Origin of the sequence: Sporosarcina aquimarina (genome assembly GCF_023715615.1) — a bacterium.
GTDB classification, from domain to species: Bacteria; Bacillota; Bacilli; order Bacillales_A; family Planococcaceae; genus Sporosarcina; species Sporosarcina aquimarina_A.
The window spans coordinates 108,318-130,182 of sequence record NZ_JAMBOM010000005.1; the positions used below are offsets into that span (position 1 = coordinate 108,318).

The window sequence follows — 21,865 nt, forward strand, 5'->3', positions numbered from 1 at the left end:
AGTACTGTTCGTTAATGCGTACACACTGCATTGCAATCACCGTTTTATGACTGCATCGAACGTATCAAAAAGGTTATATGAACTTTACTTTTTCTTCAATTGCAATTCTAGTTGTTGAATATGCAGGTGCATTTTCTTTTCCAAGAGTAATTAACACGATTGGAAAATAACGATCAGATATATCGAAGCGCTGAGCAAACTGCACTTTGTCAAACCCACCCATTGGCCCAGTCGCAAATCCACGTTCTTTTGCAATAAGCATGAACTGCATTGCAACAAGACCAGAGTCGAACGTTGCCATATTCTTACGCGATTCTTCAGGCGCATGTGGATAAGCTTTGTGCGCATTGCCAACGAGCACTGCTTTGCTTGCGTCATCCACAAAACCAGCTTCCGACATGCTGTCATAAACTGGATCGATGTTGTTGTAAAACTCTTTATCTCCCAATACAGCGATAACGGCAGAAGCCGTTTCAATTTGCTCCTGATTATACGCAATCTTTCTCAAATCTTTGCGTTCTTCCGCATCTAGGAAGACAAGGAACTCCCATGGTTGTAGATTGCTAGTTGAAGGTGCACGTGTTGCCTGCTCTAACATCTCCAAAATTTCTTTTCTCTCGATGGTAAAGTCTGGATCGTATTTTCTCACTGAACGGCGTTCTTTAATTAAGGTAGAAATCGTTTCAGACACGTGAACTCCTCCTGTTGGTTAAAAGAACCATTAATCCTTACAACATTAGCATACTTTTAGTAAGTTAATTCGTCAAGTATTGGTAGATAGTGTTAAGTCTCTTCAGTGCTAGTAATAATATGCATACTTTCTAACAATGCCCGCGCGTCTTGATTTAAATAAGTAAGTGTATCTTCCCTACTCACTAATCCCGCATGATCCTTCACAATCAATTTAAAGGATCGGATGTTAAAATGAGTAGCATACTCATTAATAGCATGAATGACTTTAACCTCCGATTGGGTCAACCGCCTTCCATCCGAATTTAAAACAAATTCAAATAGATCCTGTGCATTCCTCTGAAGATGATGCTTATGTGTTTTCACAACATCTATATTATCCTCCATATACTTTCTTGCAGTTATAAAGTCTAATTCATCTACACATTGATTGATTACTTTAAACAATTCATGAGAATTCATACGGCCACCCCTTTACATTACCAACCCTTACCAATATACCATTTCATAACTGTATTTCCACATTAGCACCCATTCTTTAGTCATAAGAAGAATACTAAATTCGCTATACAGTGTCACGCCCTCTTTACTTAATACTTTTCAAAAAGAAAAACACTATCGATTGTAGATACTTAAAGTGTATCACTTCGAAAGTGTTTACAGAGTGCAAATTAAGTTTTCGCACCTATAAGGTAGGCTATTTTTTAATACACACACTTATACACTGAGAGCGTTCATGCTTTCCAACAATGCTTTCGCATCTTCATTCAAGTAAGTGAGTGTGTCTTTTTTACTAAGTAATGCTCCTCTTTCTTTTACTAAAAGCTTAAATCCCCGAATGTTAAAATTAGCGGCATATTCGTTGATCGCCTGAATAATATTCAGTTCTTTTCTGTTCAGCATCTCGCTGTTAAGATCTCGGTTTGCTACAAATTCAAACAGTTCTTGTGCATTGTGCTGCAAGCGATGTTTATGTCTGTTAAGCAATTCAATATTCTCTTCCATGTATTTCCTTGCAGAAACAAAATCCAATTCATTGACACACTTGTTGATGGTCGTAAACAGTTCCCTTTCGCTCATCCCAACCACTCCTTTTATACTAATTACCACTGTATCATCACAAGGTCAAAAGTTCTATTAGAGAACCATTAGAAAATGATGAGAGTTTGTATTGAACGGAGCTATTCAAGTCTAATTTTTGTTATAGAGGGTGGGCATGGGCTGATGAGGGTACTCGAAAAAAGGGAAAAGCCTATACATCCCGGCTTCTCCCTCCTCACGTGATCAATCATTCAGTTACAAAAAATCTTACGCATTTTCCTTAAGCTCCGATTGTGTAAGTAGCCCGCCATCTTTGAGATACTTATTCATCCCTTCAGCAGCACGATAGGCAAATGCCCCAATCGTTCCTGTCGGATTGTAATTGCTATTATGCGGGAAAGATGACCCCCCCACTACGAAGAGATTTTCCATCTCCCACATTTGAGAATACGTATTGACTGCAGAGTTTTCGGGACTTTCTCCCATAATCGCACCTCCGAAGAAGTGGTCTGTGTAAAATTTATGGTCAAATTCCACGTCATCTTCCACAACATCAACATTCATCGTATCTGCGCCCATCTCTTTCATAATTTCTGCGCAACGAGCGACTCCTGCCTTTGCACGTTCGCGATCTTGTTCGGCATACTTTACGGTAACCCGTAAGAGAGGATTCCCCAACGAATCTTTGTACGTTGGATCTAAATCCATATACGTTTCTTTGTTTGGCAGAAATCCACTCTGAGCTGTGATGAATAAATTACGGTTTGCATATTTCAACGATTGCTTTTTAAACTCTTTCCCCCAAGCTGGAGTTCCTTCTGGTACTTGGTTATTCGCAATCGGACGTGTTCCTAATTGACCATAATGAACTTCATATCCATGTAGAAATTTAAGATTAGAATGATCTTCGTTATCTCCACTAAAGTCGTCAATTGTCGCCCCTAATGCTCCTGTTCCCATGAAATTATTGAATTTCTTATTCTCAAAGAAACCACGTGCTCCAATATAAGTGGATAAATTATTGAAGTGACCAGTGAAGTTTTTACCGATGATTCCTTGTCCTGTTTTTGGATTATAAGGAGTTCCAATTTTAGAAACGAGCAACAGTTTCGTATTTGTAAATACAAACCCTGCAAGGACGACAATATCAGCTGGCTGTTCAAATTCCTCTCCTGTCATCGTATCGGTATAGACTAACCCTGTGGCACGCTTTCCGTCATGACCTACTCGTGTGACGTTGGCGCCATTTCTCAGTTCCAAGTTACCAGTTTTCCTCGCAGTCGCAAGTACGGTACCAATCGGATCGGCTTTTGCTCCAAAATCACACCCATATTCTTCACAAAACGCACAATATACACATCCATTTAACTTTTCTCCATCGGGGTTTACATAGGCTTGTGAGAGATTTGCTGAAGGCATATGGTAAGGATGATAGCCTAAATCAGTAGTCGCTTTCTTAAATAGGCGAATCGTTGGTGTTTCTTTCAGTGGTGGATTGGGGTATTTATCTGAACGAGGGGGACCAATCGGGTTTTCTTCCCCTGAAATACCAGCTGTCTTTTCATACTTATCGTAGTAAGGTTCTAACTCATCATAGGTAATGCCCCAGTCTTGCATCGTGGACTCCTTAGGTATTTTTTCTTTACCATATCGTTCCACCGTTTTACTGTAAATCTCAAAATCATACGGTAACCATCGAAATGACATCCCATTCCAGTGGACTCCAGCGCCTCCCGTATGATTTCCTAATCTTGCTTTTGAATTATCTCTAACTGGAAGTGCTTTCTTATCTAGGGAATTCCGCGATGTAATCGTTTCTTTATTAAGATCTTGCATCAAATCATATCGTTTAGAATAACGTAGCTCGTCTTTTGTCCCCATAAAATCTTCGTGCTTTTTATCACGACCTCGCTCGAGTATTACTACCTTATGTCCAGCTTTAGTAAGTTCAGCCGCAGCAATCCCGCCTGCCCAGCCGGATCCTACGATTACAGCATCTACTTTAGGTAACTTTTTGACCATTGTGCTTCCTCTTCTCAAATTATAGTTTAGTGTCCTTGATAGTCCCGTAAACTCACTGGTTCCAGTTTTATAAATTCGTCTTGATCTATGTAGCCCGCATATGATGTTTGCGCACCCGGAAATTCCTTCATTTTCCAGCCTTCCATATTCCGATTTCCTCCATAAAGAGGATCGGAGTAAGCGCCTTCTAATGTAGATTGGATGAGTAGAGCGAAGAATTCAGAAGCGGCCAGTCCGTTCATTTTCACTTTATCATCGTCAAAGTCCTGCAAAATCTGAATTTGTTGCTCTTCTTCCGCCTTATCAAATGTAGTGCCAAATCGCTTTTGACTTTCTTCGTCCAGCTTCCTTAATCCCTGAATGAAAATGTCACCACGATCCAAAATGGATTGTTCGCCTGCAGGACCCGCAGATTGATCGCTTTCATCTAAAACAGCAGTAAACGGACCATGTCTGTAGTCTCTTCCATTAATGCCCCAGCGGCCAGCCAGTTGTTTATCAATATAATAAGGAACACCTAATTTAATTGCCCCTGGGCCGTGCTCGTCTTCAGGATAGATTTGTTCCGTTGCAGCCATTAATACTAAGAAGTCTTGATGACGGGTGAAAAATTGCATCGCTTCTTGTACATCAATCAACGTATCCTTATGCTTTTCCATTTTTTGTTCTTTTTTCGAATCAAAACTATTTGTTAACAAACCTCCGAATAATGAACCCCCAACCAGACCTCCTGCTACTAAGCCTGAATTCTTTAGGAATTTTCGACGACTCATGTCTTGCTGTTTTTGTTGCTCTCCACTCGCGGTATTTTTATAATTATTATCTGACATGCTAAAACCTCCCCAACCTTATGTTTTTCCGTATTTTTTAAAAGTTAAACTGGTTTATAATTTCCAACACCTTCACATCACAACTATTCATCCATAAAATAGAGTGAATGTGGTTTCAAATTGAGTATCGACTATTCAGTACAAAACTAGTCATGCATTTTCTGGCCATCCTCACATTCTTTAAACTTTATGGATATCTCTCGCTGTTTAAGGGTATTTCAGAGGTATACGTAATTCTTGAGGAATCGCACCGCAGGAAGGGAGAGCTAAATGGATAGAGATCAATTGCATACCAAACGGATTACAAGTTTACTAACAATCTGTGCCGCTTTTTTGATGGGGTTTATCGATGCCTATACATTCATGGAGTTGGACCATGTTTTCGTAAGTGCCCAGACTGGAAACATGGTGACGTTTGGTGTCAAACTATTCACAGGTCATCCCTATGATGCCTTAGCGAACATGATTGCTTTCTTTGGGTTCATGTGTGGTGCATTTTTAGGCGAAGTTCTTTTGGCTCGCTTGAGGCTTCCTGGGTTGCGGAGATATCGCCTGTTCCTGTATGTCCAGGCACTCCTTTTACTGGGGCTGGCACTGTTTCAAACAAGACTCGAATTATCTGTGATGGTTTTTGTATTGGGGTTACTCTCAGGCTATGCATTGACGACATTCAGAAAAATCGGATCGACTTCCGTCAATAATGGAATTATGACTGGGAATGCGCGGAATATGATGAACAGCTTGTATCTGATTCTCTTTGAAAAGGATGAACAGGCAAAAAAAGACATGCTTCATCTTTTCATTGGCATCGTCACATTCATTGCCGGGGTTGGTGCTAGTGCTTCTATCAGTGGATGGGATCCGATGGCTATATTATGGATTGCTTTCGGGATTGTCTGTTTTTCAATCCTTGCACTATTTTTTTATAAGTGGACATAAGAGGGGTTCCCAATCTGGTTTGATGGCGTGATAGGCTCTACTCATGTTAGAGTGATAGACATTCAGACTGACCTCTGTCAGTCTCCATCTTTATGATTTTTTCAGGAAGTTACACACTATGAATGAGGAGTGAGTGGAATGAATGAAAAACAATTGGACAAGGTGAAAAATGGGAAAGGGTTTATCGCTGCGCTCGACCAAAGTGGTGGCAGTACCCCTAAGGCACTTGCAGCATACGGAGTGAACGAAAATGCGTATTCTAACGAAGACGAGATGTTCAATCTAGTACACGATATGAGAACGCGAATCATCACTTCTCCTGCGTTTGATGCGGAGCACATTCTTGGTGCGATCCTTTTCGAACAAACGATGGATCGTGAAATTGACGGTATGTACACTGCTGATTACTTAGCGGAAAAGAAAGGGATTGCTCCATTCCTTAAAATCGACAAGGGCCTTGCCGACGAAGCAAACGGCGTCCAACTCATGAAACCCATCACAGACTTGGAAGAAACCTTGAACCGTGCAAACGAACGTCATATTTTTGGGACAAAAATGCGCTCTGTCATTAAAGAAGCAAATGAAGAGGGCATTAAAGCGGTTGTCGATCAGCAATTTGAAGTTGGGAAACAAATTATCGCTGCGGGTCTTGTTCCAATTATTGAACCTGAAGTGGATATTAACAGCACACACAAACCAGCTTGTGAAGCATTATTGAAAACGGAACTTCTGAATCACTTGGATCAGTTGACTGATTATGAAAATATCATGTTAAAGGTGACGATTCCTACTGTGGCAAACTTGTACAGGGAGCTAATTCAACACCCTAGAGTCGTACGAGTTGTCGCGCTGTCGGGAGGGTACTCGACAACTGTAGCAAATGAAAAACTGAAGGAAAACGAAGGTTTGATCGCCAGTTTCTCAAGAGCTCTTAGCCAAGACTTGAATGCCAACCAAACGGATAATGAGTTCAACAGCGCTCTTGAAAAAGCGGTGAAATCGATTTACGAAGCGTCCATTTAAGTGAAAAGCCTGTGCCTAAACCAATTTAGTTGGTTTGAGACACAGGCTTTTTATTTTTTTACCAGACCCCAAACAGATTTAAATGAATGCATAAAGGAATATCATATTTGACCGTCATTTTTATTTATCAGTTAAAGGAATATAAGAAAATCACTGAACTTCTTTCGCGCAAACGTCCAACGTTCTTCTAATTTCCGCACGGACATCATCTTCCTCATACTTTAAAATCGGCATCGTCGCATTCGGATCAATGAAGGCATCCCGATTCTGCATTTCGATTTGTTTCCTCATGTGAATCGCATGTTCTTTCCCTTTTGCTGCGACAGTTTCATCCATTTTCTCAGCAGATGGCTTCAATTGACCTATGGGAACTGTTTCAACGATTGTGGCAGTTTGTCCAAGACTTTCCGCAATCATCCTATAGAACTCTTCATACTTCATATTAATGCCAGAGATAGCGTACGTCGCTCGGTGTTCACCATGTTCTAATGCACCGACAGCCGCTTCCGCCACTTGTTTCGTTGTCACCATTGCTGTCCCACCAGCTGGGACTTTTACTACATCGACACCTTGAACCCGAGGGAAAAAACTTTTCCATAGCGGTGTACGATGAGGCATTGTTCCGAATATGTATGGGAGACGAAGCGACATGACTTCCATGGATCCTTCCCCTTCCATGAATGCAACTTCCTCTTGTAATAATCTTGTTTTAACATAAGGTTGTTCTTGCAAATTCAAATCGGTCCACATTTCAGCAGTTTCAGTGTGATACGAACCGAATATAACAAACTTCTTTAAACCTGCTATACGCGCCAATCTTGCAAATCTTTGTGTAGGCAATACGTTCTTTTCATAATAAAATTTCATAGCTGGCGCTTCCGGAAGAGTTCGCTCATCCAATCCAGCTGCATAGACAAATGCGTCCTTATCTTTCAGCATCGCCAACACTTGCTCATCTGTCATCTCATTCATGTCACCAACCACCCGTTCTTTTACTGAATCGGGTAACACATCCTCCATCACTTCTGCGTTGCGTGCAATTGTAGAAACTTCATATCCTTTGGCGAGTAATTCGTGAATCGTCTCGAGTCCAAGCAAACCAGTTCCACCTAAAACAAATACTTTTTCCATCCTCCACAACTCCTTTATATAAAGTATTCAAGTAGTCTACCCTTCTATCAGTTGAGGTAATCCATTTACGGAATAGCGTGGAAGAGTAATAGCGATACGAAATATATTTTTTGTTGCACATTAAACAACTTTTGCAAATAAAAAGACACGATTCCATTCTAGGATCGTGTCATCGTTTTATCGGTTACTCCACAGTCAATTGACGAATACCATTTTCAAGACGTTTGTCGACTTCCTTGGCATCTTCGATATGCTCAATAATGAGTCCGTGTGCTTGTGAGAAAAGAGTTTTAGCGCCCAATAATTCGCTCTTCACTTCTGCTGATAATTGTTTTTGTTCTTCAATCATCTTCTGAATGGAACCAATATCCCCTTGACTCTTTTCAATCGTATTTAAAATACGTTCGATCTTATCAGCTGTAGCAAGACTAACTTGGACACCTTTGTCCACAAGTTCAGCACTCGTTCTTGTGGAATCCAACGCCTCTTTAATCTCATCACGCAATGACGAAGTCAGGGTTTGTATACTCGCTGTACTCTTGGCAGTACTTTCTGCTAAGTTACGGACTTCCTGTGCAACAACTGCGAATCCTTTTCCAGACTCACCCGCTCTTGCTGCTTCAATTGAAGCGTTTAACGCTAGTAAATTCGTTTGTGTTGCAATGCCATCAATGACGCCGACAATCGATTGAATTTCATCCGATCGTGCACTTAAGTTGGTCATATTTTGCTCGGAAGCCTGTATTTGCACCCCAAGATTTTTAATTACTTCAGCTGTTGCGTTCACTTCTTGTGTGCCTTCAGTGGCTTCAGTGACCATCACATGTGATTGGCCTTCTAAAGAGCGACCCTTTTCATATAGTTCTTCTGACATTTGAGTAGTTTGTTCACTTAGCTGGGCAATGTTCTCAAATCGCTCTTCAATTTTACCAACCGCTTCACCTAAGACACCATGTTGCCCATTCACTTTCTCATGTTGCATCACAGCTGCCGCTAACTCGTCTCGTAACTCAATCAAACGAATCTGATCTTGCTCCTCTTTTATCGCATGGCTTTGTTTTAAAGCAGTTAGTTCCTCCTGGAAATTATCTTCTTCTACTACTCTACTTTTACTTCTGAACATTTAAACTCCCCCAAGTTATCTTTATGTTCATAATTATAGCATAGAACGACCTATATTCCTGGAGTATTTTAGGGTCATAAGTCATGTTTCCGACGTTTTCGTGAACACTGATTGAGGAAAATATTCTCACACATTCATAGGTTGAATTTAATAGTTTCTCCACCTTAGAAAACAACATACTCCCACATCAGTTGTTATAACTCAAGTTAAAAAGTGATATCAGTGACTGAGCTTATTTCAGAAACCGGTATGGTTGTTACTTCCATTTGTTTTAACTTCTCTTCCTTATGCTTATCTGATCCAACAATAACAGATTTAAGATTGACTCGTGCTATCGGCAACTCTGTTTCTTGCAATTGTTTAATCACGTTAAGTAGTTCATTCAAATCTTTTTTTCTTTCTGTATGAAAGGTCAAACCATCGCCTTGCTCGATCGTTCAAAAAGCGACATTAAAACTAGGTGCGAGAAATCTCTATCCTAAGAATTTGATCTTTAATATAAGATTTGTACTATCAAGATTATTTGATACCCTCCTATTTTAGTTTCGCTACTACGGCGTTGAACATCATATAAGATAACTAACTATTCTCCAACAATCTACACTGCCCCTTTAAAACTTCCGTGAAATAACCACAAAATCCGTCCAGATATATCTTTTTGTAAAAACGTGGTGAATATCAAAAAGTATGTTAACTAATCATGTCATTCTATTCTTTCACCCCAATCATTACTTTGATACTATAGATAAATAATAGTTTTTGAAATAGTATTTAATTTAAAAAAATTCCAGATTCCAGAAGGAGCTAAATTTTACATGTCTTTAAATCTTTCTGCACTCTTTCCGTCCTTTCAGATTTATTCCGAAAGGCCAAATCACATTTCAACTGATTCATTTATTTTTCAAGAGAGAACTTCATCCACCTGGATATCAATTAGCAAAGAAGAGGTTTCATCTCGTGATTACGCATTATTATCAACTGTCTTTAAAGAGTTTGAAAAGTCACGTGACGTATCCGAAAATCCTGTACAAATTGAATGGCTTCGCTACCTAAATGGACATGGACATGCACCAACAAAAAATGAACTAGAAGTCCGTACAATTCATCTCACTTTTCCTAATAATCATTGGGAAGTAGATTCATTAAAAGAAGCAGTTAAAGCTTTTTTTGGAGAAGAAATGCTTCTACTGAGCTGTACAAATAATCTTGCTTTGCTCATAGAAAAGAAGTCAACATATCGTTACGAAATAGAAGATTTCACTTCATTCACTGCAGTTCTTGAAAGTGATTTCTTTATGAAGCCTAAAATATTTGTTGGCAAGTTCCATAGCTCAGATTCAGAATACCCTTTAAAATTCAAAGCTGAATCCATTTATTTTTCAAAAGGATTAATTGAGTTACCTAAAGAGCGAATCTATACAACGGAGCAAGTATTTCCTTTTTTACTAATTGATTCTCTTTCAAAAACCACAAAAAATACAATCTCCCATGAAATACTGGAGCCTATTGAAAAGGACACGGAATTGTTGAAGACGGTTCGCTATTACTTTGAAAGTGGATTCAATAGTTCAATCACTTCGGAAAAACTCCATATTCATCGGAATACACTTAATTACCGACTGACGAAGTTTCAGGATATTACAGGTATTTCTGTTCGCAATTTTGACGGAGCCTTAGTTGCTTACTTTGCCAGCTTGCTATCAGTGAAATGATGTTCATTTTGCACAATCAGAATTAGCAGATTACTGTGCAAGCTGTACGTACACATTTCTTTCACTGAAGGGTATCCTATTATTAACTAATAACTTAGGGGTGAAGGGAATGGGAGAGTTAGTTCTTGAGCGGATCTATAAAGTATATGATGACGACGCAATCGCAGTTTCTGACTTCAATTTGAAAGTTGAAGATAAAGAATTCATCGTTCTTGTTGGTCCGTCTGGTTGCGGAAAATCGACTACACTACGTATGATTGCAGGACTTGAAGAAATTACGGATGGTCAGATGCGCATCGATGGAAAAGTGATGAATGATGTGGCACCGAAAGATAGAGACATCGCCATGGTATTCCAAAACTATGCACTTTACCCACACATGTCCGTATACGATAATATGGCCTTCGGTCTGAAATTGAGGAAGTTTTCAAAAGCTGAAATTGAGAAACGTGTTAAAAATGCAGCAAGTATTCTAGGATTGGAAGAGCATTTATTACGAAAGCCTAAAGCCTTATCCGGAGGTCAGCGACAGCGCGTGGCCCTAGGACGTGCCATCGTACGGGATGCTGGTTTGTTCCTAATGGATGAACCATTGTCAAACTTGGATGCCAAACTACGAGTCCAAATGCGTGCAGAAATTACTAAATTGCATCAGCGGTTAGAAACCACTACGGTCTATGTAACACATGACCAAACAGAAGCGATGACGATGGCTACACGTTTAGTTGTTATGAAAGATGGATTCATCCAACAGATTGGCACACCTAAGGAAGTCTATGAAAATCCAGAAAACGTATTTGTCGGTGGGTTCATAGGCTCTCCAGCGATGAATTTCTTTGAAGGTCAAGTTGTTGACGGGAATTTTGTAGTGGGAGAAACGGTTATGAAGATACCAGAAAGAAAAATAGCATTACTAAGAGAGCATGACGAATTAAATAAACAGATTATTCTAGGGATTAGACCCGAGCACATCTACGGACAAGCTGATATGCTGAAAGACTTGCCTGACTCCCACATTGACGTTCAAGTAGATGTCGCGGAATTAACAGGAGCAGAGCTCATGGTCTATTCATCCATCGGTACACATCCGTTCGTTGCACGCTTGGGTGCGGATACAGATTTGCAACCAGGACAGAACGTGACGCTCGCTATCGATATGGATCGAGTGCATTTCTTTGATGCTGAGACTGAAAAGCGACTTAGGTAATTTAAGAGCTACTTATACTAACAAGAGAACCCTACATTCTATTCTGATAGAATGTAGGGTTCTTCCGCTTTTATTGAATACATCTGGCTAATGCACCACGCAGGCCAGCTTCACCTTTAAACTTACTCTCTTGGATACACTTCTCTTTTTCGTTAAAAAGCGGGTGTGTAAAATAACTTGCTACTTCTTTTCGAACAGCTGTAACGAGTAATGGATGCTTATTAAATATCCCGCCACCAAGCACGAGCGTAGTCGGATCTGCAAATAATAGAATATGTTGGATTTCTTTTGCCAATGCCGATACGACTTCGCTCACGATAGATACAGCTCGATCATCCCCCTCGTAATAGTAGTCCATGATTTCCTTGAACGTAATATCAGGGTTATTAAAAGCGATTGATCCTTTATGCTCGGCACCTAGTCCAGAAACACTCTTCTCCAACGTTAAGCCATCCGCATTCGTCAAAGCAAAACCAATTTCTCCTGCCATACCAGTACCTCGCATGTACTGTCCACCATTGATCGTACAACACGAAATTCCTGTACTCAACGTTAGATAGACGAATGTTCCAGTTCCTGAACCACGCTCGACATATTCTCCCCATGTAGCCATGTAGACATCATTATCAATCATAATCGTTGTATTTGGAAATACTTCAGTTAACTTTTTCTTTAGCGGGAAATTCCGCCATGGCAAGTTATTCTGATAGATAGCGATTCCTAATTCCGATTCAACAATTCCTGGTAGACCCACAGCAAGGGCACTGATTTCCTTAGAACTAATTTCGCTATCTATACAAAGTTTTTCGAATGATTCTACCAATGAGTAGAACAACTTCTCTCCATCTTCTTTTTCACTTGGGATTTCATGACTCATAATTAAAATACCGTTTTCATCGAAGAGCGCAGTTGCGAGTTTTGTCCCACCAATATCAGCTGTCAGAAAATAGTTCATGTAGGAACGCTCCCATCTCTTATAGCTTTACTACTTGAGTTAGATTACGTGGTTTATCGGGATCAAAACCTAAACTGATGGCACGGTGATATGCTAAGAGTTGCAATACAGGTAGGTAAACTGCATGTCGATTACGATCACTGATTGTATCCGTCAATGTAATTTTTTCATTCGCTTCGAATTCATCTACTATTGGTCCCACAACAAGAACATGGCCACCTAAACGTTGAATGTCCTTGACGAGGTCTTGGTCATACTCTGCTGTTTCTTTTTGAGTCAAAAGAATAACGACTGTTGATTTATCGACGATTGAAATAGGTCCATGCCTGAATTCAAGACTGGAGTAACTTTCGCATTCTGTTTGTGTCATTTCTTTCAATTTCAACGTCGCTTCTTTCGCCAAGCCGTTATAAGACCCTGAACCAAGGAAGATGAATCTTTGCTTGGAATGGTCATCAGCTAAAGATTTCACCTTATTTTCATCAAGGAAAGCTTCTTTAACGAATGCTGGAATTCGTTTTAGTTGTTCCAAATCTTCTACAGAATTAGCTTGTTTCGCTGAATACAATTGCAATGCAAATAGCATATTTGTAAATGATTGCGTCATGACAACACTTTTCTCGGATATATGATCCAGAGCAATCACTTGATCAGCTGCTTCTGCCATCGGCGTACCTAAATTACACGTCACCGCAAGCGTCTTGATATTGCCATTACCTTTTAAATGCTCAAGTGCAAGGATAATTTCAGACGTTGTACCTGATCTTGAAATCCCAACGATCAAATAGTTTTTCCCAGATACGATTAGAGTAGACTCGTGTAAAAACAGTTCTGATGCTGGAACTGCCGCTGTAAATTGCCCCGTTACTGACTGATAGATTTTAGCTGCTGAAGAGGCTAAATAAAAGGAAGTTCCGCATCCTGTAAATAGTACTTGATCAAACGAATTCTGATCGAACCTCATTGCGTCCAATGAATCATATGTTTGTTGTAACTGATCCGCCTGACTCATAATTTCGTTAAGCGTATGCATATTTCATTGCCCCTATTCCATTTAGATTTTTTCCACTGTTATTTTACTCATCAACGATTCAACGATGTCTTTCTTCACATAACCAATATCTTTATGCATGGCGTTACACGTTCCACTTGCGACTGCTCTTTTATAAGTAGTGAACACGTCTTCTCCCATCGCACAGCCGTATACTAGACCACCAACAAATGCATCGCCACTCCCTACAGCATTAAGAGGCTGAATTTCTGGTGCATTGACTTTATAACTACCGGATCTATTAATAATCATTGCACCGCTTTTTCCTAATGTGAAACAGACATGCTCAATTCCACTTTCAACAAATCGTTTGCCAACCTCTAGCAGGTCCAATTCAGATAACTCGTTTTCTCCCAAGATATTCATAATTTCCTCTTCATTTGGCTTAATTGCAAAAGGAACCGCTTTAATTCCTAATTCAAGCGCTGGTCCACTTGAATCGAGAACTGTTTTTGCTCCATTGGCATTAATGATCTCAATCATTTGTGCATACGCATTTGCTGGAACACCTTTAGGAAGACTTCCAGATAGAACAAACCATTTCACTTTTTTGGATTTCAAGGTTAACCAGTCGAGTAACGATGACCATTCATCCGTGGATATAACAGGTCCACTTTCGAGCAATTCTGTACCTATACCATCTTCTCTATTTAAAACCGTTAAGCAAACACGACTTTCTTCTGTAATCTGAATCAGCTCATTTGGAATAGATCGGGAATTCAACAACTGACGAATCGTATCTCCGGTATTTCCTCCTGCAAATCCTCCCACGTCCACGCTAGCACCTGAACTTTGAACTACTTTTGCTACATTCATTCCTTTACCGCCTGCGTCCTTCACAATAGACCCGACACGATTTACTCCACCTACACTCAATGATTCTATCTGATAGATTTGATCGATAGCCGCATTCAGAGTTATAGTCGTAATCATCTTTGCAGCATCCTAACTTTTTGTTCTACAAGCTTTGCCAATGCCTCTCGGGCAGGTAAAAAATACTTTCTCGGATCATTTTCAGCAGGATATTCTACAAAATAGGAGCGTAACTTCTCTGCAAATAAATCCTTAAGTTCAGTTGAGAAATTGACCTTGCTTACCCCTAGTCCGATTGCCTTTCTTACACTTTCTTCCGAGACGCCTGACGCACCGTGCATGACTAGCGGAACATTGGTCGCTTGACGTATTTGATCGAGTAAATCAAATTGCAGCTTAGGTTCTTCCCGATAAGCTCCATGCGCGGTTCCGAAAGCAGGAGCAAATGAGTCAATTCCAGTCTCATGGACAAATCGTTCAGCCATCTCAGGATTTGTAAATAATGATTTCGTTTCATCGACCACCTGATCATCTTCTACTCCTCCTATTGTCCCGAGCTCAGCTTCCACTGGTATACTAACTGACTTTGAAACTTCTACAACCCGTTTGACGAGTTCAATATTTTCTTCAAATGGAAGTCTTGAACCATCAATCATAACGGATGTATAACCTGCACGAAGACATTCCATTACATGTTTGAGTGATTCACCATGATCCAGATGGAGTGCAACAGGAACAGAAGACCGCTCCGCTGCTGCATTTGCTAAGGCAATCAGGTAGGGCATCTCAAAATACTTGTATGTACTCGAAGTTGTCTGCAAAATTACTGGAGCACCTGCAGCCTCAGCTCCTGCAATAATCGCTTTCATAATTTCTAAATTATGCACTCCGAACGCACCAATTGCATATTGGTTCGCATATGCATCTTCTAAAATCTCTTTTGTTGTGACCAATGTCATTGGATTACCTCTTTTCCGTTAGTGGGTTGTCGGTACAAGTTCAAGTAAAAGTTGAGACACATAGTTGATTTTATGTGTCTTAAACTAAATCCGTATAAAATCTACAACGATCTCCTCGTACGATGGAAATGCAGAATTCGACTGGTGTGTCATCCGTATCGTAAGCGGTCCTTTCAAGCAGTAACGCTGGTTTACCCACTTCTGTCTTTAAATACTTACTCTCCTGGTCACGTATCAATACAGGTTCAAAAGCTTCTTTCGCACGTACTACAGTCACTCCATATCGAGAAGCTAATAGTCCATATAGAGATGTAACGCCAACTTCGAATAAATCTTCTTTGTTTTGCACAATCGATTTCGGCATATACGACGACTCTAAGATGATTGGTTCAGCGTCCGCACAACGGACTCTTTTCATCATAACCACTTTCTCATCTGTCGTTAACTGCAATCCAGCAATAACTGCGGCTGGAGGATCTACTTCATCCACTTCAATTACAATATCACTTGGATTAAAGCCTTTTTCTTTTAGCACTTGGCTAAAGCTATAAAACCCTCCTAATGATTGTTCGAATTTAGGATGCGATACAAATGTACCTTTCCCTTGTATACGAAACAGTGTGCCTTCCTGAACCATCTCTTCAATTGCTTTTTTAGCGGTATTCCGGCTAACATTAAATACCGTCATCAATTGATTTTCAGAATCGATTTTATCGCCTGGTCGCCATTCTCCAGATTTGATACGCGCATCTAATCGTTGCTTGACTTGATAATATAATGGAATAATACTTCCTTGTTCTAAAGGTTTCATAGTGCTTCATCCTTTTTCCAGTTCTTATTGTCCAATATATCATCACTTCGATGAAATTCACATCTTTTGCAATTTTCAAGATTGCTATCAAACGTTAGTCATAGAAAGACACCTTATTTAAATAAGCAATTTCCCCATTGCAAATTGTTAAACTCACATTACCATCTGCATCTATTACCGTGAGATCTGCATCTTTCCCTTTTTGAATGCTCCCTTTTCGATGCTCAACGCCAAGGCGCTTTGCCTGATTCAAGGAAGTGATTTGAGCTTGTTCTATAAGTGACAGGCCGAGCCACTTTTCCATATTCTTTCTTGCTTCATTCATCGTAATAATACTTCCTGCCAGTGATGAGCCATCTTCTAATGTGCACTTACCTCTGTTCACTACTACATTGTTGCCACCTAAGTCATACTTTCCATCTGGCATGCCTTTTGCACGCATCCCATCTGTAATAACTAATATTCGCTCGATTCCTTTTAAACGCAGAACCAATTTCAACAAATCAGGATGAAAATGAAATCCATCTGGAATTAATTCAACGTAAACTTCCTCACTTAAGAGTGCGGCACCAAGAACTCCTGGTTCACGTTGATGAAGACCACTCATCCCATTGAATAAGTGGGTTGCATGTGACACTCCAGCGTCAATTGCGACCTTTGCTTGTTCATAAGTAGCATCTGTATGTCCCATGGATCCGAGAACTCCTTGTTCCTGTAAACCCTTAAGGAAGGTTTGTTCAACGTCGAGTTCTGGTGCAAACGTTACGATTCTTATGGCGTCCTTAGCTACTAGTTGCCACTCATTAAATAATTCAAGATTTGAAGAAATAATACTCGATGCAGGTTGTGCACCTTTTTGAGCAAGGTTAATAAAAGGTCCCTCAAGATGTATTCCAAGTAATTCAGGACTAGCTACCTTCCCGCTATCTTCCATATATGTTGATATCGCAAAAATCGAATCCCTGATTTGTTCATCAGGACTGGTCATCGTAGTCGCGAGATATGAAGTTGTACCTTCTTTCGCAAGAGTATGTGCGATTGTATCGATTGCTTGAGAAGTAGCGTCCATAAAATCTGCGCCTCCTGCCCCATGGACATGAATATCAATCATACCCGGCAGTACATTCATTTCAAGACAGTCGAACACTTTAAAGCTATTATTCATCTTTGGACAATCATCCATATGTCCGTATGTGTCAATGATTCCTTCACGTATTAAGAGAAAAGCATTTGGCATGATCTTATGTTTAAATACAATCTCCACGTTGATTAAGCAGATTTTATCCATCTCATACACCTTCCTTTTAAGCAACACTCATCGGCGCCCATTCTCAGTTTCAAGAGTTCCATCCATTTCGCCTTTCATTTTAAACATTTTTGAGGACATCCATGTCAAGAATAGAATAGTTACACTTATCCCAAAAAACGGCAAAAGTCCAGGAATGATTAGGAAGACTCGATAGAGCAGATATAAACCGACTATGGAGCCTGCCCCTTGAAGAGGGAAAGAGATGGTCAACAAGACGGATGTCGAAAAGTACCGAGAAAACGGCAATTCATAATGTGCGAACACTTGGAAGATGTTCATGACAATGAGTGCGTACAAAACCATAATCATGACCATGATCGTCAGCATCGCCAAGCCTGTAGTACCTGGCATCGCGGTCACAATCCGGAAGTTGACGACGAGGAAATACCCAATTCCAATGAGAACGAGGCCAATTTTATTGGACGCAAGGAATTCATCTTTGTAAGCTTTCCAGTAAATTTTCGCAAGCATCTTGAGATCATCTTCACCCCTCAATCGCTTTCGCATTGTGATGAAAAGTCCTACAGTTGCCGGTGTTATCCCGACAATAACTAGCCCCATTAACGTCAATCCGATCCACATCAGTTGTAGAACTGCTAGCATCGTTACGAATTCTACAAATTGATAAAGCTTAGCTTTCCATCCATGTGTGGGCATTTCCTGTCACCTCCCTTAAATAATCAAGCTCATACAGGAAACCACCTGTACAAGCTTTTGGTCATTTGTTCTCTTTCATGCGATCATATGCACCTTGAGCAATCTCCAAGTATTGGTCGACGCCCATCTTTTCAATTGTCTTCTTGTAGTCATCCCATTTACTTAGATCTTGTTTTCCAGTAATGAATGCCGCCGTAGATTCTTCAATATACGTATTGATATCTGTCATAATTGCGCTTACTTGGTCATTCTCTTCAACTGTATAGTTCAAGCCAGGCAAAATATCCTCATCTTTTATGCGGTAAGGTTTAACTTTCTCAGCATTGGCCCTGGAGTTCTCTTTCGATTCAGCACCTTGGAAGAATTTCTGCTTTACGATGCCTGGATAATAACCACCTGGCCAGGTTAGATATTCACTGATAGCCTGGTCCATATTCAAACCATCCGGATTATCCGTAATTGTCTCTAGATACTTGAACTTGCCCTCTGCAACTTCTTCATAAGTGGTTCCTTCGAAGCCCATAAAGAACATTTTCGTTCCTTCATCTCCATAAAAATAGTCCATCCAACGAACCATAGCTTCAGGATTTTTCGATTTATCCGTTATCACGAACATGCCCAGGTTTCCAAGTCCGTTGGAAACTGTATTATATGCACGCTCTCCTGATGGACCTTCTAGTACTGGCATTCCTACATACCCATCTAATTTCAACAACTCTGCTGGATCGATAGAGTTCAACACGCCATAATCACCTTTTGAAGAATCCGCTGTGAACTCTTGAGGAGTTACCGTAAATACGTCTTGATTAATAAGGCCATCACTATAAAGCTTGTTTAAATATGTCACTAACTCCTTATAACCGTCTGTAGTTGGCACGAAACGGAAGTTTTCCGTCCCTTCTTCAAAGTCGAGGTTAATGTTCATGGATCCTTGTTTGTTTAGTCCGAAACTTCCACGTAAATATGAGATGAATTCATCAATGCCGTAACCGCCACCCCATGCCTTTTCGTCTTGTACACCATTCCCGTTTGGATCGTCATTTTTGATTGCTTTTAGCAATTCATAAAACTCTTCCGTTGTTTCAGGTTCTTTCAGACCAAGGTTATCCAACCACTCTTGTTTAAACCATGGTGCCTCTGCACGCAACGCTTCAAATTCAGGATCGTAAATTGTTGGGAAGCCATAAATGTTTCCATCTGCCATTGTTACCCCTTGTTTTACTGAAGGGTATTCATCTAGCAGCTTTTTGAAGTTCGGTGCATATTTATCAATATAATCGTTCAGCGGGAGGAAAATTCCTTGCTGACCGTATTTGATTAGATCAGTTTTAGAAAATGCAGAAGCAAAATAGACTTCAGGATAATCCCCGCTCGTTAACGTTAAGTTTCTCTTTTCAGCTAAGGCCTCTGTTTGTACAGTAGACCAATCAACTTCAATGTTCGTCATCTTTTCGTATTCTTTCCATAACATTAGGTCATTCCAATCTTGTGAAGCAAAAAACTTTGCCGCAAATCCATCCACTTGAATCTTGTCGTCTACAATTGGCATCCCTTCGACGTTCACCTTGTCGGAGTTTTCACCTCGTTCAACTTCCCCATCCGTCTTCGTACAAGCCCCCAGAATATTTGCCGCGAGTAATAAACTTGCTGCCATTCCCATATACTTTGTCTTCTTCAAGTTTTTTCCCCCTTATTATCCTTTTAGTGAACCTATCATTACACCTTTCACGAAGTACTTTTGTAAGAACGGATAAAGCATTAACATTGGTAAGTTAGCGACGATAAGGACTGCATATTTTAATCCTTCAACGCTAAGTTGTTGTGCTAGGAAACTTTCAGAAGTCGTTTGAATCATGTCATCCATTTGCCCTTGGATAAGAATCTGTCTTAAAATCAGTTGGAGTGGGAATTTATCCTGGTCTTGCAAGTAAATTAATGCTTGGAAGTAAGAGTTCCAATGTCCTACCGAATAGAAAAGCACCATAACCGCGATAACCGGGAACGACAATGGTAAAACGATATTCCAAAGAATCCGGAAGTTTCCGCATCCATCTATCATTGCAGACTCTTCAAGTTCATGTGGAATCGACTGGAAAAATGTTCTCATAATAATGATGTTCCAGACTGCTACCGCATTTGGAATAATCATGACCCAAAATGTATTGAGCATGCCAAGATCCTTAATCAGCAAATAAGTGGGGATTAAGCCTCCACTGAAGAATATGGTGAAGACGATGAATGCCATAATAATCCCGCGTCCCTTTAAATCCTTACGCGATAAGGGATATGCTGCGAGGATTGTCATAACTACATTTAAAGCTGTACCCACAACAGTATATTTCATGGTGTTGACAAACCCATTAATAATGTCCTTGTTCTTGAATACTTTTTCATAGGCGTCCAGAGTGAATTCCTTCGGCCATAGCCATAGTTCACCAGAAATAACGTATTGCGGATTACTTATGGAAGCGCTTACTACAAATACTAGTGGGTAAATGACGAGTAAGGCGACTATCGAAAGAAATACATAGTTGAAGATAATAAATGTACGATCTGTTTTAGATTCTCTCACTCATTTGGCCCCCTACCATAGACTAGTCTCATTCACTTTCTTTGCAATTTGGTTTACCATGATAAGCATGATGAAGTTGATAATTGAATTAAATAGACCAACCGCTGCTGAGAAGCTATATTGAGCTTCCAAAATACCGCTACGGTAAACAAATGTAGAAATTACATCTGAGGTCGACATGTTTAATGAGTTTTGCATAAGGTATACTTTTTCAAAACCAACCGCCATAACCGACCCTGCATTCAAGATGAATAAAATTACGATGGTAGGCATGATTGCCGGTAAATTGATATGGAATATTCGTTGCAACCTAGATGCCCCATCAATCATTGCTGCTTCATGTTGGGCAGGATCGACTGCCGCTAGTGCTGCGATATAGATAATAGAGCTCCATCCCATTGTCTGCCATACGTCCGAAAACACGTATAAACTCTTGAACCATCCCGGTTCGGAAATGAAGTCAATCGGAGTTCCTCCGAAAATTTGTATGACATTGTTGACTAAACCATCTGTTTTCAAGAACAGAAGGAGCATACCTACTACTACAACTGTAGAAAGGAAGTGAGGTGCATATATGATCGTTTGCACGAACTTTTTATAGCGCAAGCTTTTTACCTCATTTAATAGCAAAGCTAGAATTATTGGGATAGGGAACGAGACAACTAATGTAAATACTCCTATTCCCACCGTATTTTTAATAAGTCGCCAGAAGTAGTAACTGTCAAAGAATCGTTCAAAATGCTTCAGTCCTACCCACGGACTTCCGATTATTCCTTTTGAGGCAATGAAATCTTTGAATGCAATTTGCAAGCCGTACAAAGGAAAATAGTGAAATATTATGAAGTACAAAATGACAGGAGAAATTAGTACATATAGCTGCCAGTTCTTCGTGACAGATTTTCGCCATCTTGCACGTGCCTTCTTTTTTGTTTCCCGACGATATTGTCGTTTATTCACTTTGTCAATAACTTCAAATTTCTCAGTAGCTTCACTGACATTCGCCATGCAAACACCCCTTTC

General features: G+C 40.1%; 22 protein-coding genes. 4 read left to right on the forward strand and 18 right to left on the reverse strand.

The window, feature by feature from the left end; all coding sequences use genetic code 11:
- Positions 1 to 73 precede the first annotated feature (73 nt).
- The 5 genes from M3197_RS13060 to M3197_RS13080 all read right to left on the reverse strand — a co-directional run bounded on the left by M3197_RS13060 (position 74) and on the right by M3197_RS13080 (position 4,583).
- Entirely contained in the window at positions 74 to 691 is a 618-nt protein-coding gene (locus M3197_RS13060) for a nitroreductase family protein (protein WP_251662022.1), read from the reverse strand.
- 92 nt (positions 692 to 783) lie between these two features.
- Positions 784 to 1,152 (reverse strand): hypothetical protein, encoded by a 369-nt coding sequence (locus tag M3197_RS13065; protein ID WP_251662023.1) that lies wholly within the window; start codon positions 1,150 to 1,152, stop codon positions 784 to 786.
- A 255-nt stretch (positions 1,153 to 1,407) separates the two neighbouring features.
- Positions 1,408 to 1,770, reverse strand: a complete 363-nt coding sequence (locus M3197_RS13070) for a hypothetical protein (RefSeq protein ID WP_251662024.1) — start codon at positions 1,768 to 1,770, stop codon at positions 1,408 to 1,410.
- 228 nt (positions 1,771 to 1,998) lie between these two features.
- Positions 1,999 to 3,753: a GMC family oxidoreductase gene (locus tag M3197_RS13075; protein ID WP_251662025.1), complete on the reverse strand. Its 1,755-nt coding sequence runs from the start codon at positions 3,751 to 3,753 to the stop codon at positions 1,999 to 2,001.
- Positions 3,754 to 3,779: 26 nt separating this feature from the next.
- On the reverse strand, positions 3,780 to 4,583 hold the full coding sequence (locus tag M3197_RS13080; protein ID WP_251662026.1) for a gluconate 2-dehydrogenase subunit 3 family protein: 804 nt from the start codon (positions 4,581 to 4,583) through the stop codon (positions 3,780 to 3,782).
- A 270-nt stretch (positions 4,584 to 4,853) separates the two neighbouring features.
- Here M3197_RS13080 and M3197_RS13085 point away from each other — a divergent pair, with 270 nt between their 5' ends.
- Positions 4,854 to 5,522: a YoaK family protein gene (locus M3197_RS13085; RefSeq protein WP_251662027.1), complete on the forward strand. Its 669-nt coding sequence runs from the start codon at positions 4,854 to 4,856 to the stop codon at positions 5,520 to 5,522.
- A 138-nt stretch (positions 5,523 to 5,660) separates the two neighbouring features.
- Positions 5,661 to 6,545 (forward strand): fructose bisphosphate aldolase, encoded by an 885-nt coding sequence (locus M3197_RS13090; protein WP_251662028.1) that lies wholly within the window; start codon positions 5,661 to 5,663, stop codon positions 6,543 to 6,545.
- Positions 6,546 to 6,695: 150 nt separating this feature from the next.
- On the opposite strand, the gene M3197_RS13095 is transcribed toward M3197_RS13090, so the two are convergent.
- From M3197_RS13095 to M3197_RS13105, 3 genes are all read right to left on the reverse strand, one after another.
- Positions 6,696 to 7,676, reverse strand: coding sequence for an NAD-dependent epimerase/dehydratase family protein (locus tag M3197_RS13095; protein WP_251662029.1), 981 nt, complete (start codon positions 7,674 to 7,676; stop codon positions 6,696 to 6,698).
- A gap of 184 nt (positions 7,677 to 7,860) precedes the next feature.
- Entirely contained in the window at positions 7,861 to 8,799 is a 939-nt protein-coding gene (locus M3197_RS13100) for a methyl-accepting chemotaxis protein (protein WP_251662030.1), read from the reverse strand.
- Between the two features lie 206 nt (positions 8,800 to 9,005).
- Positions 9,006 to 9,185: a hypothetical protein gene (locus tag M3197_RS13105; protein ID WP_251662031.1), complete on the reverse strand. Its 180-nt coding sequence runs from the start codon at positions 9,183 to 9,185 to the stop codon at positions 9,006 to 9,008.
- Positions 9,186 to 9,614: 429 nt separating this feature from the next.
- On the opposite strand from M3197_RS13105, the gene M3197_RS13110 reads away from it, so the two are divergent.
- Positions 9,615 to 10,511 carry a PucR family transcriptional regulator gene (locus M3197_RS13110; RefSeq protein WP_251662032.1) on the forward strand — a complete coding sequence of 299 codons (897 nt, stop codon included), beginning with the start codon at positions 9,615 to 9,617 and terminating at the stop codon, positions 10,509 to 10,511.
- Positions 10,512 to 10,620: 109 nt separating this feature from the next.
- Positions 10,621 to 11,718 carry an ABC transporter ATP-binding protein gene (locus M3197_RS13115; protein WP_251662033.1) on the forward strand — a complete coding sequence of 366 codons (1,098 nt, stop codon included), beginning with the start codon at positions 10,621 to 10,623 and terminating at the stop codon, positions 11,716 to 11,718.
- Positions 11,719 to 11,788: 70 nt separating this feature from the next.
- On the opposite strand, the gene M3197_RS13120 is transcribed toward M3197_RS13115, so the two are convergent.
- From M3197_RS13120 to M3197_RS13165, 10 genes are all read right to left on the reverse strand, one after another.
- A complete protein-coding gene (locus tag M3197_RS13120; RefSeq protein WP_251662034.1) occupies positions 11,789 to 12,673 on the reverse strand; it encodes an ROK family protein in 885 nt (294 codons plus the stop codon).
- Positions 12,674 to 12,692: 19 nt separating this feature from the next.
- Positions 12,693 to 13,706 carry an SIS domain-containing protein gene (locus M3197_RS13125; protein WP_251662035.1) on the reverse strand — a complete coding sequence of 338 codons (1,014 nt, stop codon included), beginning with the start codon at positions 13,704 to 13,706 and terminating at the stop codon, positions 12,693 to 12,695.
- Between the two features lie 21 nt (positions 13,707 to 13,727).
- Complete coding sequence (locus tag M3197_RS13130) at positions 13,728 to 14,657, reverse strand: 1-phosphofructokinase family hexose kinase (protein WP_251662036.1); 930 nt, start codon at positions 14,655 to 14,657, stop codon at positions 13,728 to 13,730.
- Positions 14,654 to 15,496, reverse strand: coding sequence for a class II fructose-bisphosphate aldolase (locus M3197_RS13135; protein WP_251662037.1), 843 nt, complete (start codon positions 15,494 to 15,496; stop codon positions 14,654 to 14,656). Before M3197_RS13135 ends, M3197_RS13130 begins: the two co-directional genes overlap by 4 nt.
- A gap of 79 nt (positions 15,497 to 15,575) precedes the next feature.
- Positions 15,576 to 16,307 (reverse strand): GntR family transcriptional regulator, encoded by a 732-nt coding sequence (locus M3197_RS13140; RefSeq protein WP_251662038.1) that lies wholly within the window; start codon positions 16,305 to 16,307, stop codon positions 15,576 to 15,578.
- A gap of 94 nt (positions 16,308 to 16,401) precedes the next feature.
- Positions 16,402 to 17,595: an N-acetylglucosamine-6-phosphate deacetylase gene (gene nagA / locus M3197_RS13145; protein WP_251662039.1), complete on the reverse strand. Its 1,194-nt coding sequence runs from the start codon at positions 17,593 to 17,595 to the stop codon at positions 16,402 to 16,404.
- 27 nt (positions 17,596 to 17,622) lie between these two features.
- Complete coding sequence (locus tag M3197_RS13150; RefSeq protein ID WP_251662040.1) at positions 17,623 to 18,273, reverse strand: YesL family protein; 651 nt, start codon at positions 18,271 to 18,273, stop codon at positions 17,623 to 17,625.
- Positions 18,274 to 18,334: 61 nt separating this feature from the next.
- A complete protein-coding gene (locus tag M3197_RS13155; RefSeq protein ID WP_251662041.1) occupies positions 18,335 to 19,951 on the reverse strand; it encodes an extracellular solute-binding protein in 1,617 nt (538 codons plus the stop codon).
- 15 nt (positions 19,952 to 19,966) lie between these two features.
- The gene (locus M3197_RS13160) at positions 19,967 to 20,845 is read right to left on the reverse strand and encodes a carbohydrate ABC transporter permease (protein WP_251662042.1); all 879 of its coding nucleotides are present in this window, start codon (positions 20,843 to 20,845) and stop codon (positions 19,967 to 19,969) included.
- Between the two features lie 12 nt (positions 20,846 to 20,857).
- Positions 20,858 to 21,850 carry an ABC transporter permease gene (locus tag M3197_RS13165; RefSeq protein WP_251662043.1) on the reverse strand — a complete coding sequence of 331 codons (993 nt, stop codon included), beginning with the start codon at positions 21,848 to 21,850 and terminating at the stop codon, positions 20,858 to 20,860.
- Positions 21,851 to 21,865 lie beyond the last annotated feature (15 nt).

Coding starts and splice junctions, on each gene's coding strand:
- M3197_RS13065 (WP_251662023.1), bottom strand. CDS start 1,152: ATGAATTCTCATGAATTGTTTAAAGTAATCAATCAATGTGTAGATGAA.
- M3197_RS13070 (WP_251662024.1), bottom strand. CDS start 1,770: ATGAGCGAAAGGGAACTGTTTACGACCATCAACAAGTGTGTCAATGAA.
- M3197_RS13075 (WP_251662025.1), bottom strand. CDS start 3,753: ATGGTCAAAAAGTTACCTAAAGTAGATGCTGTAATCGTAGGATCCGGC.
- M3197_RS13080 (WP_251662026.1), bottom strand. CDS start 4,583: ATGTCAGATAATAATTATAAAAATACCGCGAGTGGAGAGCAACAAAAA.
- M3197_RS13085 (WP_251662027.1), top strand. CDS start 4,854: ATGGATAGAGATCAATTGCATACCAAACGGATTACAAGTTTACTAACA.
- M3197_RS13090 (WP_251662028.1), top strand. CDS start 5,661: ATGAATGAAAAACAATTGGACAAGGTGAAAAATGGGAAAGGGTTTATC.
- M3197_RS13095 (WP_251662029.1), bottom strand. CDS start 7,676: ATGGAAAAAGTATTTGTTTTAGGTGGAACTGGTTTGCTTGGACTCGAG.
- M3197_RS13100 (WP_251662030.1), bottom strand. CDS start 8,799: ATGTTCAGAAGTAAAAGTAGAGTAGTAGAAGAAGATAATTTCCAGGAG.
- M3197_RS13110 (WP_251662032.1), top strand. CDS start 9,615: ATGTCTTTAAATCTTTCTGCACTCTTTCCGTCCTTTCAGATTTATTCC.
- M3197_RS13115 (WP_251662033.1), top strand. CDS start 10,621: ATGGGAGAGTTAGTTCTTGAGCGGATCTATAAAGTATATGATGACGAC.
- M3197_RS13120 (WP_251662034.1), bottom strand. CDS start 12,673: ATGAACTATTTTCTGACAGCTGATATTGGTGGGACAAAACTCGCAACT.
- M3197_RS13125 (WP_251662035.1), bottom strand. CDS start 13,706: ATGCATACGCTTAACGAAATTATGAGTCAGGCGGATCAGTTACAACAA.
- M3197_RS13130 (WP_251662036.1), bottom strand. CDS start 14,657: ATGATTACGACTATAACTCTGAATGCGGCTATCGATCAAATCTATCAG.
- M3197_RS13135 (WP_251662037.1), bottom strand. CDS start 15,496: ATGACATTGGTCACAACAAAAGAGATTTTAGAAGATGCATATGCGAAC.
- M3197_RS13140 (WP_251662038.1), bottom strand. CDS start 16,307: ATGAAACCTTTAGAACAAGGAAGTATTATTCCATTATATTATCAAGTC.
- nagA (WP_251662039.1), bottom strand. CDS start 17,595: ATGGATAAAATCTGCTTAATCAACGTGGAGATTGTATTTAAACATAAG.
- M3197_RS13150 (WP_251662040.1), bottom strand. CDS start 18,273: ATGCCCACACATGGATGGAAAGCTAAGCTTTATCAATTTGTAGAATTC.
- M3197_RS13165 (WP_251662043.1), bottom strand. CDS start 21,850: ATGGCGAATGTCAGTGAAGCTACTGAGAAATTTGAAGTTATTGACAAA.